Origin of the sequence: Enterobacter sp. Cy-643, assembly GCF_011752815.1 — a bacterium.
Lineage (GTDB): Bacteria > Pseudomonadota > Gammaproteobacteria > Enterobacterales > Enterobacteriaceae > Cedecea.
The window spans coordinates 384,267-397,410 of record NZ_VWWV01000004.1 but is presented as its reverse complement, the minus strand read 5'-3'; the positions used below and the strand labels follow the sequence as shown (position 1 = coordinate 397,410).

General features: G+C 56.1%; 10 protein-coding genes. 7 read left to right on the top strand and 3 right to left on the bottom strand.

What is annotated here, in order from left to right:
* Nucleotide 1 precedes the first annotated feature (1 nt).
* The gene (locus F3J29_RS17810; protein WP_166868078.1) at nt 2-2,086 is read left to right on the top strand and encodes a YccS/YhfK family putative transporter; all 2,085 of its coding nucleotides are present in this window, start codon (nt 2-4) and stop codon (nt 2,084-2,086) included.
* A 2-nt stretch (nt 2,087-2,088) separates the two neighbouring features.
* On the opposite strand, the gene argD is transcribed toward F3J29_RS17810, so the two are convergent.
* From argD to ppiA, 3 genes are all read right to left on the bottom strand, one after another.
* Nucleotides 2,089-3,309 (bottom strand): bifunctional acetylornithine/succinyldiaminopimelate transaminase, encoded by a 1,221-nt coding sequence (gene argD / locus F3J29_RS17805; protein ID WP_166868076.1) that lies wholly within the window; start codon nt 3,307-3,309, stop codon nt 2,089-2,091.
* An 89-nt stretch (nt 3,310-3,398) separates the two neighbouring features.
* Nucleotides 3,399-3,962, bottom strand: a complete 564-nt coding sequence (pabA, locus tag F3J29_RS17800; protein ID WP_166868075.1) for an aminodeoxychorismate synthase component 2 — start codon at nt 3,960-3,962, stop codon at nt 3,399-3,401.
* A 124-nt stretch (nt 3,963-4,086) separates the two neighbouring features.
* Complete coding sequence (gene ppiA, locus F3J29_RS17795) at nt 4,087-4,659, bottom strand: peptidylprolyl isomerase A (RefSeq protein WP_008457067.1); 573 nt, start codon at nt 4,657-4,659, stop codon at nt 4,087-4,089.
* Nucleotides 4,660-4,939: 280 nt separating this feature from the next.
* Between ppiA and tsgA the strand changes: the two genes are divergently transcribed.
* The 6 genes from tsgA to nirD all read left to right on the top strand — a co-directional run bounded on the left by tsgA (nt 4,940) and on the right by nirD (nt 13,023).
* Entirely contained in the window at nt 4,940-6,124 is a 1,185-nt protein-coding gene (tsgA, locus tag F3J29_RS17790) for an MFS transporter TsgA (RefSeq protein WP_166868074.1), read from the top strand.
* A gap of 175 nt (nt 6,125-6,299) precedes the next feature.
* Complete coding sequence (locus F3J29_RS17785; protein WP_166868072.1) at nt 6,300-6,917, top strand: glutathione S-transferase family protein; 618 nt, start codon at nt 6,300-6,302, stop codon at nt 6,915-6,917.
* Between the two features lie 27 nt (nt 6,918-6,944).
* A complete protein-coding gene (locus tag F3J29_RS17780; RefSeq protein WP_166868071.1) occupies nt 6,945-9,011 on the top strand; it encodes a 2Fe-2S iron-sulfur cluster-binding protein in 2,067 nt (688 codons plus the stop codon).
* A gap of 71 nt (nt 9,012-9,082) precedes the next feature.
* The gene (locus F3J29_RS17775; protein ID WP_166868069.1) at nt 9,083-9,973 is read left to right on the top strand and encodes a LysR family transcriptional regulator; all 891 of its coding nucleotides are present in this window, start codon (nt 9,083-9,085) and stop codon (nt 9,971-9,973) included.
* Between the two features lie 177 nt (nt 9,974-10,150).
* Nucleotides 10,151-12,700 (top strand): nitrite reductase large subunit NirB, encoded by a 2,550-nt coding sequence (gene nirB, locus F3J29_RS17770; RefSeq protein WP_166868067.1) that lies wholly within the window; start codon nt 10,151-10,153, stop codon nt 12,698-12,700.
* Nucleotides 12,697-13,023 carry a nitrite reductase small subunit NirD gene (gene nirD / locus F3J29_RS17765; protein ID WP_166868066.1) on the top strand — a complete coding sequence of 109 codons (327 nt, stop codon included), beginning with the start codon at nt 12,697-12,699 and terminating at the stop codon, nt 13,021-13,023. Before nirB ends, nirD begins: the two co-directional genes overlap by 4 nt.
* The last annotated feature ends 121 nt before the right edge of the window (nt 13,024-13,144 follow it).

Genomic DNA, 13,144 nt, shown 5'->3' with positions numbered 1-13,144 from the left:
TATGTGGAAGAGATTAATTTACCACCCGGAAGTTAACTACGCGCTGCGGCAAACGCTGGTGCTGTGTCTTCCCGTGGCTGTCGGCCTGCTGCTTGGCAGCCTGCAAAACGGTCTGCTCTTCTCGTTAGTTCCCGCCTGCTGCAACATTGCCGGGCTGGACACGCCGCACAAACGCTTCTTCAAACGGTTGATTATTGGCGGCAGCCTGTTCGCCCTCAGCAGTCTTATCCTGCAGCTTCTGCTGCTTTACACCCACATCCCGCTGCCGGCGATATTGATCGTTATGGCTCTGCTGCTCGGCGTGACGGCAGAAATCAGCTCACTTCACGCGCGCCTGCTACCCGCATCGCTGATCGCCGCTATTTTTACGCTCAGCATGGCCGGGAATATGCCGATCTGGAAACCCATGGTGCTCTATATCTTCGGCACCATCTGGTACGGCGCCTTCAACTGGTTCTGGTTCCGGCTATGGCGTGAACAGCCGCTCAGGGAGTCGCTCAGCCTGCTGTATCGCCAGCTGGCTGACTACTGTGAAGCAAAATACAGCCTGCTAACCCAGCATACCGATCCGGAAAAAGCGCTGCCGCCGCTGCTGGCCCGCCAGCAAAAAGCCGTCGACCTGATTACCACCTGTTACCAACAGCTGCATATGCTGTCGGCCAACCAGCAAAACGGCTACAAGCGCCTGTTACGCGCTTTCCAGGTCGCCCTGGATTTACAGGAGCACATTTCGGTTAGCCTGCATCAGCCTGAAGAGGTGCAAAAACTGGTCGAGCAAAGCCATGCGGAAGCCGTGATCCGCTGGAATGCCCAAACCATTGCCGCGCGCCTGCGCGTGCTGGCAGACGATATTCTTTACCACCGCTATCCAACGCGCTTTACCATGGATAAGCAGATCGACGCCCTGGAAAAAATCGCCCGCCAGAATCCGGATAACCCGGTCGGGCAGTTCTGCCATTATCACTTCAGCCGCATTGCCCGCGTGCTGAAAACCCAGCGGCCGCTGTACGTGAGGGATTTAATGGAAGACCGGGAGCGACGTCTGCCGTTTTTCCCGGCCCTGAAAAGCTATCTCTCGTTCAAATCTTCCGCTTTACGCAGCTCCGCGCGCTTAGGCGTGATGCTGACCATTGCCAGTCTGCTGGGCTCCTTCTTACACCTGCCAAAGCCGTATTGGATCCTGATGACGGTCATGTTTGTCACGCAGAATGGCTATGGTGCAACGCGAGTGCGCATTGTTCACCGAGCGGCAGGCACCATGGCGGGGCTATGTATTGCTGGCATTACCCTGCACTTTCATGTCCCGGACAGCTACACCCTGATGGCGATGTTAATGATTACGCTGGTGAGTTACCTGTTTATCCGCAAAAGCTACGGCTGGGCCACCATCGGCTTCACCGTCACGGCGGTATATACCCTGCAGCTCATCACCCTCAGCGCCGAGAGTTACATCATTCCCAGGCTGATAGACACTCTGCTCGGCTGCCTGATTGCCTTTGGCGGCATGATCTGGCTGTGGCCACAGTGGCAAACCGGCCTGCTGCGTCAGAACGCCCACGACGCGCTGGAGGCGGATCAGGACGCTATCCGACTGATATTGAGCAACGATCCGGAGCCCACGCCGCTGGCCTGGCAGCGTATGCGTGTCAACCAGGCGCACAATGCGCTGTTCAACTCGCTCAATCAGGCAATGCAGGAGCCAGGCTTTAACTCTCACTACCTGGCAGACATGAAATTGTGGGTGACGCATAGCCAGTTCATCGTCGAGCATATCAACGCCATGACCACGCTGGCGCGCGAACACAACATGCTGACGCCGGACCTGGCACAGAAGTACCTGCAGTCTTGTGAAATTGGATTACAGCGCTGCCAGCAAAGGCTGGAGTATGACGGGCCTGGTGGGTCGAACGACGCGAATATCCTGGAGCCGGATACGCTGCCCACAGGGCCGTTAAGCACCATGGAGCAGCATTTACAGCGAATCATTGGCCACCTGAACACCATGCATACCATCTCCTCGGTAGCCTGGCGCCAGCGGCCTCATCATGGGATCTGGCTCAGCCGACGTCTGCGACGCTCGGGTTAGCCTTAGCTGGCTACCACGCTGGCAACCGCTTTGGCGAAGCGCTGCATTCCTTCCAGGATATCCGCCTCCTCGACAATGAGCGAAGGCGCGAAACGCATGACGTCCGGCCCGGCGTTCAACACCATCACACCTGCCGCCGCTCCGGCATAGAGAAACTCGCGGGCGCGGCCTTTGTACTTCTCGTTAAGCTCTGCACCAATCAATAGCCCCATGCCGCGAACGTCACTGAACAGATCGAACTGTGCGTTTATCTTTTGCAGTTGTTCAACGAAAAGCTGACGTTTAGCCGCCACACCTTTAAGAACTTCTGGTGTGTTAATGATATCGAAAGCCGCCCCGGCCACCGCACAGGCCAGTGGGTTGCCGCCGTAAGTCGAGCCGTGACTGCCTGGGTGGAACGCGGAGGCAATTTCATGGGTGGTCAGCATTGCGCTCACCGGGAAACCGCCACCAAGCGCTTTCGCACTGGTCAGAATATCTGGCGTGACGCCGTAGTTGATATAAGCGAAAAGCTCGCCCGTGCGGCCCATGCCGGACTGCACTTCATCAAAGACCAGCAGCGCCTGGTGCTCATCACACAAATCGCGCAGCCCCTGCAGGAATTCCGGCGTCGCGGCGGTCACTCCGCCCTCGCCCTGAATCGGCTCCACCACTACCGCGCAGGTATGATCGTCCATTACCGCTTTCACCGCCGCGAGGTCGTTATACGGCACATGAATAATATCGGCAGGTTTCGGGCCGAAGCCGTCGGAATATTTAGCCTGTCCGCCCACGGAAACGGTGAACAGCGAACGGCCGTGAAACGCATTGTAGAAGGCGATGATTTTGCTTTTATACGGGCTATAGCGGGTCGAAGCGTAGTAACGAGCCAGCTTAAAGGCCGTTTCGTTCGCTTCTGTACCGGAGTTCATAAACACAACGCGCTCGGCAAAGGTGGCATCAATCAGCTTACGGGCAAGCTTGAGGGCAGGCTCATTGGTAAAGACGTTGCTGGTGTGCCACAGGGTTTCGCCCTGAGTTTTCAGCGCCTCCACCAGCGCGGGATGGCAGTGTCCCAGCGCGGTTACGGCGATTCCTCCGGCGAAATCCACGTACTCCTTCCCGGCGGTATCCCACACGCGGCTGCCCTTCCCTTTCACAGGAATAAATTCTGCTGGTGCATAAATCGGCAGAATCACTTCATCGAAGGTTGCCCGCCTAACCGCTGATTGTTCAGTTGCCATTTATTCGCCACCCGTTTTTATGCGTTAGATATGAATGAAAATATAATCATAAAATATGCATAAAAAACCAAACTCAGGCAAGTGACAATTCATCTCTGGAGGAAATTTGCCAGCAGTACATGCCCTTGTTCACTGAGAATACTTTCCGGGTGGAACTGCACGCCTTCCAGATCCAGCGAGCGGTGACGGATGCCCATGATTTCCTGTTTGTCCGTCCAGGCCGTGACCTCAAAACAGCCAGGCAGAGTATCGGGATCAATGAGCAGTGAATGATAGCGCGTCACGGTCAGCGGATTATTCAGTCCACGAAACACGCCGCAGCCGCTGTGGCTGATGGCGGATGTTTTACCGTGCATCACCTGCTCGGCCCGCACAATACTCGCGCCAAACGCCTGCGCGATGGCCTGATGCCCGAGGCAAACACCCAGAATAGGGAGTTGTCCGGCGAAGTGATTAATAGCGGCAAGGGAGATACCTGCCTCAGTCGGGGTACAAGGGCCAGGAGAGATCACCAGCTTGCCCGGAGCCAGGCGCTCAATATCGTCCAGCCCAATTTCGTCGTTACGCTTAACCAGCACCTCCTCGCCCAGCTCGCAAAAATACTGGTAAAGGTTCCAGGTGAAGGAATCATAGTTGTCGATAAGCAGTAACATGGCGGCTCCAGGGCAAAAAAAGAACGCGCTATTCTAGTCGCATTCCCACGCCAGGCTCACCACTTATTGAAATTCTCTGCTTCAGGAAGGGGCAGCGCGGACGAAAAGGCCCGCGCCAAAAATATTAAGGCAGAACCTTCGCGGAGAGGATCACGATAGGCTTAGTCGGCACATTCTGGTAAGGGCCGACGTCATGACTTGGTGCCTGGGAAATTTTATCGGCAACGTCCAGGCCTTTGACCACTTTACCAAATACGGCATAGCCAAAGTCGCGCTGGCCATGATCCAAGAACGCGTTGTCGGCCACGTTGATGAAGAACTGGCTGGTGGCGCTGTCTTTGTCTGCGGTGCGCGCCATAGAAATGGTGCCACGGGTATTGCGCAGGCCGTTGTCCGCTTCGTTTTTGATAGGCGGGTTAGGCTGCTTCTGATTCATATCTTCGGTGAAGCCACCGCCCTGAATCATAAAGCCCGGGATCACGCGGTGAAAGGTGGTGTTGTTATAAAAACCGCTGTTGACGTAATCCACAAAGTTTTTGACCGAAACAGGGGCTTTTTGGCTATTTAACTCAAGCTCAATATTGCCAGCCGAGGTGGTCAACAGAACGTGCGGGTCACCTTTTGCAGCCAGCGCCGCAGGGGAAAGCGCAGAGAGGGCGAATACAGCTGCAACAGCCGCCAGTGTCGATTTGAGCATGAATAATTCCTTACGAAGGCAGTGAGTGAAGCAAGTGGCTTGATTGTAAAGAGGCACCGCAGTCGATGCCAGCCATTTACTGTTATTTACTTTTACGCAAATCAACAAGTTGCAGCGCCAACATACTGAAACAGGTTGAAATATGTGACGCACTTCATGATTCGATCAGTTTATTTCAGCAATAAATTCATAATTCATTTAAATAGATCACGCAAATGACTAAAATCTGCCCGTCCGCCGCGCTGTCAATGCGCTTTACATTTCCTTGCACAGGCTCGTTATGACTAACAGCAACCGAACCAAGCTCTTATGGATTAGCTTCTTCTCCTACGCCCTGACCGGGGCATTGGTGATCGTCACCGGGATGGTGATGGGAAACATCGCAGAGTACTTTAATCTGCCGGTGTCCAGCATGAGTAATACCTTTACTTTCCTTAATGCCGGTATTTTGATCTCTATCTTCCTGAACGCCTGGCTGATGGAAATCGTACCGCTGAAAACCCAGCTGCGCTTTGGCTTCCTGCTGATGGTGCTGGCCGTCGCCGGCCTTATCTTCGGTCATAACCTGGCTATCTTCTCCGCCTCCATGTTCGTCCTCGGTCTGGTGAGCGGGATAACGATGTCGATTGGTACCTTCCTGATCACCCACATGTATGAAGGGCGTCAGCGCGGTTCCCGCCTGCTGTTTACCGACTCCTTCTTCAGCATGGCCGGGATGATTTTCCCGATGGTCGCCGCAATTCTGCTGGCTCGCAGCATCAACTGGTACTGGGTCTACGTGTGTATCGGCCTGGTCTACGTCGCTATCTTCCTGCTGACCTTGGGCTGCGAGTTCCCGGCGCTGGGCAAACATGCGAAGAAAGACGACCAGCCTGTCACCAAAGAAAAATGGGGCATCGGCGTGCTGTTCCTGTCCATCGCGGCGCTGTGCTACATCCTCGGCCAGCTGGGTTTTATCTCCTGGGTTCCGGAATATGCCAAAGGCCTGGGCATGAGCATCAACGATGCCGGTAAACTGGTGAGTGACTTCTGGATGTCTTACATGTTCGGTATGTGGGCGTTCAGCTTCATCCTGCGTTTCTTCGACCTGCAGCGCATTCTGACCGTGCTCGCCGGCGCAGCCACCGTGCTGATGTACCTGTTCAACCACGGTGACCCGGCTCACCTGGCCTGGTTTATTCTGTCGCTCGGTTTCTTCTCCAGCGCCATTTACACCACCATCATTACTCTGGGTTCACAGCAGACCAAAGTGTCTTCACCGAAACTGGTTAACTTCGTGCTGACCTGCGGCACCGTGGGCACCATGCTGACCTTCATCGTCACTGGCCCAATCGTGGCGCAGAGCGGCCCTCTGGCTGCTCTGCACACCGCCAATGGCCTGTACGCTGTGGTGTTCGTTATGTGCCTGCTGTTAGGTTTCGTGACCAAACACCGCCGCCATGGCACAGAGGCTGCCGCGCACTAATTGCCCTGGAAGGTATCCTCTCCCAAACGGGAGAGGATACCTTCCCCCTCCCGCTATTATTACGTTTTCCGCAATAATGAATTGCCGATAAGGCTTATTCCTGCCAATTATTGTCTGTGGCAACCTGTTTGCATCGTTCGGGGATCTTCCCGCTCAGCCAATCAGGACTCTAAGCATGAAACTCTATAGCTTCCCTCTCTCAGGCCATGCCCACCGCGCACGCTTATTCATTTCCCTGCTCGGTCTCCCCCATGAAGTTGTTGAACTGGATCTGAAAGCGGGTGCCAACAAACAGCCGGAATACCTGGCGCTTAACCCGTTTGGACAGGTGCCACTGCTGGATGACGAAGGCACGCTGATCCCTGACTCCAATGCCATTCTTGTCTACCTGGCGAAAAAAAGCGGCCAAAGTGCATGGTTACCGGAAGACCCGCAGGGTGCAGCAGCCGTTCAACGCTGGCTTTCCGTCGCGGCGGGAGATCTCGCTTTTGGCCCGGCAGCTGCGCGCCTGGTGACGGTTTTCGGCGCAAAATTTAACCCCGATGAGGTGATTGCCCGGGCACACGTGGTTCTGGGGCGCCTTGAGCAACATCTTGCCGGCCGTGAATGGCTGGTCGGCGACCACCCTACCATCGCCGACGTTGCCATTTACAGCTACACCTCCAGCGCACCTGAAGGGAATGTTGATCTTTCTGCTTACCCGGCCGTTAACGCCTTCCTGCGCCGTATCGAAGCACTGCCGGGATTTGTGCCTTTCGTGAAAACGGCCGCCGGCCTGAACGCCGTCGCCTGATCTCGAGCTTCCGGGGAGAGCAAATAAATGAGCGATAAGCTGGCGAAGAAGTCCGTCTGGCATGAAGGTGAAATATTCCTTCAGGACAAGGTCGGCGTAACTGAACGCATGGCGGAGGTAGGCCAGCGAGTGATACGCGATCACATGCCCGAGCAGCATCGTGACTTCTACGCTCAGCTGCCTTTTATCGTCATCGGCAGCGTCTCCCCAACGGGTGAAGCGTGGGCAACATTTCTGGAAGGGGATCCCGGTTTTATCACATCTCCGACGTCGACCCGTCTGACAATTACGGCGTCGTTGACAACGGAAGATCCGGCCGCCGAAGGAATGCAGGATCGCGCCTCCATTGGCCTGCTGGGAATCGAGCTTCATACCCGGCGGCGTAACCGGATGAACGGCACGCTCCTGCAAACGGACAAAGGTTTTCAGGTCGAGGTCGACCAAAGCTTTGGCAACTGCCCGCGCTATATTCAGCTCCGCGAGTTCACTTTTAGCCGCAAACCTGGCAGCCCGGCCAGGGGTGAGGTTGAGACGTTGGCAGAACCTGATACTGAAGCCAGGACAGTGATTGAGTCGGCCGACGCTTTTTTTGTCGCCTCCTGGGCCGAAAGAGAAGGTAAGCGACAGGCCGACGTTTCCCACCGCGGCGGCAAACCGGGCTTCATTCGGGTTAGCGACGACGGCACGCTGACCATTCCCGACTTCAACGGTAATCTCTTTTTTGCCACGCTCGGTAACATCCTGCTTAACGGCCAGGCTGGCCTACTGTTCGTGGACTTTAACACCGGCGACATGCTGCAAATGACCGGCGAAGCAAAAGTGATTCTGGACTCACCAGAAATCGCCGCCTTTCAGGGGGCAGAACGGCTATGGACATTTAAAGCCCGCCGGATTGTACGCCGCCGCAACGCGCTGGCGCTGCGCTGGAAGTTTGAAGCCGAGGGGCTTTCTCCTCATTCGCTGATGACCGGAGACTGGCAGGCAGCCAGCAATCGCCTGAAAGCGACGGAACTCGCCACCCGCTGGCGGCCTTTTCGCGTGGCGAAGATTGAGGATGAGAGCCGCTCGATTCGCTCCTTCTATCTTCAACCTGACGACGATGCTGGCCTGCTGCCTCATCTCGCCGGGCAGCATTTACCCATTCGCGTGAAGCCTGATGGCGCAGAAGCGCCGGTTATCCGCACTTACACGCTTTCCTCCGCTCCCTCAGATGCTTTTTACCGCATCAGCGTTAAGCGGGACGGAAGTGTTTCCCGGCACTTGCACGACAGCGTTTCCATTGGCGATAACATTGACGTCCGTGCTCCGGCGGGTGATTTCACCCTGAATGCCCACGAGCCGCGTCCGGCCGTCCTGTTGGCGGGTGGCGTCGGCATTACTCCGATGCTCGCCATGGTGCGGCATATTGTTTATGAAGGGCTGCGTAAACAGCGTATTCGGCAAACATTTTTGTTCCAGGCTGCAAGACAGGCAGAAGAGTTGCCGTTTACTCACGAACTTAACGAGCTGGTCGCGGCGGCTAAAGGCGCCGTGCAGGTAATTCGCGTCCTCAGCCAGCCAGGCGATACCCGGCCAGATAAAGACTATGACGTGCAAGGCCATATTGATATGTCGCTGCTCACGAGCCGCCTGCCGTTTAACGACTACGATTTTTATCTTTGTGGCCCGGCGGCGTTTACTCAGTCTCTTTATGATGGGCTGCGGAAATACGACATCAGTGATAACAGGATCCACGCGGAAGCCTTTGGCCCTTCATCGCTGACGCGTACCATAGACGCCTCCGCCCCAAAATCTGACGCCCTGCCTCCGGCCACCAGCCCCGTACCGGTTGCTTTTATGCAATCGCTAAAAGAGGCTCGCTGGATGCCGGATTCAGGTTCACTTTTAGACCTGGCCGAAGCCCGCGGATTAAGTCCGGAGTTCAGCTGCCGGGAAGGCCACTGCGGAACGTGCCGGACCAAACTGCTCAAAGGCTCGGTCACCTACCCCAAAATGCCCTCGGCCAGCAGAGGGGAAAATGAGGTTCTGATTTGCTGCGCAGTCCCGGCACAGTTGCCCGCAGGCGAAGAAAACCGCATTCAGCTTGAGCTGTAACATCGCGATTGCGCCATCCCCGGCGAATAGTCGATACTGAAGTTCCTTACAGGCAGGTGATGAGGTTGGGCATGGATCGTTGGCAGGCGATGAAAATTTTCGTCAAAGTCGCAGAAACAGAGAGTTTTGCCGCTGCGGCACGCCAGCTTCATATCAGTGCCCCGGTGGTAACGCGCGCGATTGCCGCGCTGGAAGAGACCATCGGCACACGTCTCTTCATCCGCACTACCCGAACCGTTAAGCTGACAGAGCCTGGCCTGAGGTATCTCGCCGACTGCCGTACAATCCTCGCCAGCATAGAGGAGGCCGAAGCCGCAGCGGCGGGCTCTTACGCCACGCCGTCCGGGATTCTGACGATCACCGCCTCCGTACTCTTTGGGCAGAAATTCGTCCTGCCGGTTATTACCGATTATCTTGATGCCTGGCCAACCATGCGCGCCAGGTCGCTGTTCGTTGATCGTCAGGTGAACATCATCGAAGAAGGCATTGATGTCGCCGTCCGCATTGGACACCTGCCCGACTCAGGGTTAACAGCAACCAAAGTCGGCACCGTGCGCCGGGTTGTCTGCGCGTCGCCAGATTATCTGGAGAAACACGGCACACCGCTGACGCCTGCGGACCTTAAAAACCATCGTATTGCCTCTTCGGCCAGCGCCTGGGCCTCACCGGAGTGGCGCTTTGCGGGAGACCAGCGAGTGATGATCAACGCTGCGCTCCAGTGCAACAACAACGAGTCATCCATTGCCACCGCAAAAGCTGGCTGGGGCCTTACCCGGGTTCTGGATTATCAGATTGCACCGGCACTGCGCGAGGGCACGCTGCACATCGTCCTGAGTGATTACGAACTCGAACCCTTCCCCATTCATGTGGTGCATACCGAAGGTCGCCATGCTTCCGCCAAAGTCCGCACGTTTGTAGATCTGATCGTCGCCCGCCTACGCGCTAACCCTCTGCTGAGCTGAAGAATCCTCCCCGTCTAAACCTGGCGAAAAACCAGCCAATTCCATAACTTACAAAAACGCATCAAAATCAATGATATACCTCTTAATGGGTATATAAAGGCGCATTTGATTTGCATCAATAATCGCCCGAGCTGAATCGTTAAGGTAGGCGGTAATAGAAAAGAAATTGAGGCAATTATGAGCAAAGTCAGAATCGCAGTTATCGGTAACGGCATGGTTGGCCATCGCTTTATCGAAGACTTACTTGATAAGGCCCCGCCGGACCAGTTCGACATCACCGTATTTTGTGAAGAGCCGCGTAAAGCCTACGATCGCGTACACCTTTCTTCTTATTTCTCCCACCATACCGCCGAAGAACTCTCCCTGGTCCGCGACGGCTACTACGAAAAACATGGCGTAAAAGTCCTGGTTGGCGAACGCGCGATTACCATCAACCGCCAGGAAAAAGTGATCCACTCCAATACCGGCCGCACCGTTTATTACGACAAACTGGTGATGGCGACCGGTTCTTACCCGTGGATCCCGCCGATTAAAGGCTCTGAAACCCAGGACTGCTTCGTTTACCGCACCATCGAAGATCTTAACGCCATTGAGTCCTGCGCCCGCCGAAGCAAACGCGGCGCCGTCGTCGGCGGTGGCCTGCTGGGGCTGGAAGCGGCCGGTGCGCTGAAAAACCTCGGCGTGGAAACCCACGTTATCGAATTTGCGCCAATGCTGATGGCCGAGCAGCTTGACCGCATGGGCGGCGAACAGCTGCGCAGCAAAATCGAACGCATGGGCGTGCGTGTGCATACCGGCAAAAACACTCAGGAAATCGTCCAACAGGGCACCGAAGCTCGTAAAACCATGCGTTTTGCCGACGGCAGCGAGCTGGAAGTAGATTTCATCGTTTTCTCCACCGGTATTCGTCCGCAGGACAAACTGGCGACGCAATGTGGACTCGAAACGGCCCAGCGCGGCGGGATCACCATTAACGACAAGTGCCAGACTTCAGATCCGGATATTTATGCCATCGGGGAATGTGCCAGCTGGAATAACCGCGTGTTCGGGCTCGTCGCACCGGGTTATAAAATGGCTCAGGTCACGGCCGACCACCTGCTCGGTAGCGACAACGCCTTTGAAGGCGCAGACATGAGCGCCAAGCTGAAGCTTTTGGGCGTTGATGTCGGCGGGATTGGCGACGCTCATGCCCGCACGCCAAACGCCCGCAGCTACGTTTACCTCGATGAAAGCAAAGAGGTTTACAAACGTCTGGTGGTCAGCGAAGACAACAAAACTCTGCTTGGCGCGGTACTGGTGGGTGACACCAGCGACTACGGTAATCTGCTGCAGCTGGTGCTAAACGCGATTGAGCTGCCGGAAAACCCGGATTCGCTCATCCTGCCGGCTCATGCCAGCAGCGGCAAACCGTCAATCGGCGTCGATAAACTGCCGGAAAGCGCGCAAATTTGCTCCTGCTTTGACGTCACCAAAGGCGACCTGATCAAAGCCATCAATAAAGGTTGCCACACCGTGGCGGCGCTGAAGGCCGAAACCAAAGCCGGGACCGGCTGCGGCGGCTGTATTCCGCTGGTGACGCAGGTACTGAACGCCGAACTGGCCAAAGCCGGTATCGAAGTAAACAACAACCTGTGCGAACACTTTGCCTTCTCGCGCCAGGAGCTGTACCACCTGATCCGCGTCGAAGGGATCAAATCCTTCGACCAGCTGCTGCACAAATACGGCAAGGGTTACGGCTGCGAAGTGTGTAAACCCACCGTGGGTTCACTGCTGGCTTCCTGCTGGAACGACTACGTCCTGCAGCCTGAGCTGACGCCGCTACAGGATACTAACGATAACTTCCTCGGCAACATCCAGAAAGACGGCACCTACTCGGTGATCCCACGCTCAGCAGGCGGCGAAATCACGCCTGAAGGGCTGATGGAAGTGGGGCGTATCGCCCGTGAATACAACCTTTACACCAAAATCACCGGTTCCCAGCGCATCGGTCTGTTCGGCGCACAAAAGGACGATCTGCCGGAAATCTGGCGTCAGCTGATTGAAGCCGGGTTCGAAACCGGCCACGCCTATGCCAAAGCGTTGCGTATGGCGAAAACCTGCGTCGGCAGCACCTGGTGCCGCTACGGCGTGGGCGACAGCGTAGGCTTCGGCGTCGAGCTGGAAAATCGCTATAAAGGCATCCGCACCCCGCACAAAATGAAGTTTGGCGTATCCGGCTGTACCCGCGAATGTGCGGAAGCGCAGGGCAAAGACGTGGGTATTATCGCCACTGAGAAGGGCTGGAACCTGTACGTGTGTGGTAACGGCGGCATGAAACCGCGCCATGCGGACCTGCTGGCGGCGGATCTCGACCACGATACCATCATCAAGTATCTCGACCGCTTTATGATGTTCTACATCCGCACCGCCGACAAACTCACCCGAACATCCGTGTGGCTTGAGAACCTGGAAGGCGGCATTGATTACCTGCGCAGCGTGATTGTCGATGACAAGCTGGGCCTGAACGCTCAGCTTGAGGCAGAGCTCAACCGCCTGCGCGAGAAAGTGATCTGCGAGTGGACGGAGACCGTGAACACCCCGCAGGCGCAGGTGCGCTTCAAACACTTTATCAACAGCCCGCAGCGCGACCCGAATGTGCAAATTGTTGGCGAGCGCGATCAACACCGTCCGGCCACGCCGCATGAGCGTATTCCGGTCACCCTGTTAGAAGTGGAGGAACACGCATGAGCCAGTGGACAACCGTTTGTCAGCTAGACGATATCCTGCCAGCAACCGGCGTTTGCGCCCTGGTTGGTTCGGTACAGGTGGCTATTTTCCGTCCTCGTAAAGACGAGCAGGTTTACGCCATCAGCAATATCGACCCGTTCTTCGAAGCCAGCGTGCTATCGCGCGGGCTGATTGCAGAGCATCAGGCCGAACTGTGGGTTGCCAGCCCGCTGAAAAAACAGCACTTCCGCCTGCGGGACGGCCTGTGCATGGAGGATGAAAGCCGCTCCGTGCCGCACTATGAAGCTCGCGTGCAGGACGGGCTGGTGCAGATAAAAGCGTAATCCATTCGCCCTCACCCCCGGCCCTCTCCCTCCAGGAGAGGGAGAAAGTCACAAAGGCTTCTCCGGCGATCCCCTCTCCCCCTGGGAGAGGGTTAGGGTGAGGGGAAATCAATTCTTTTTT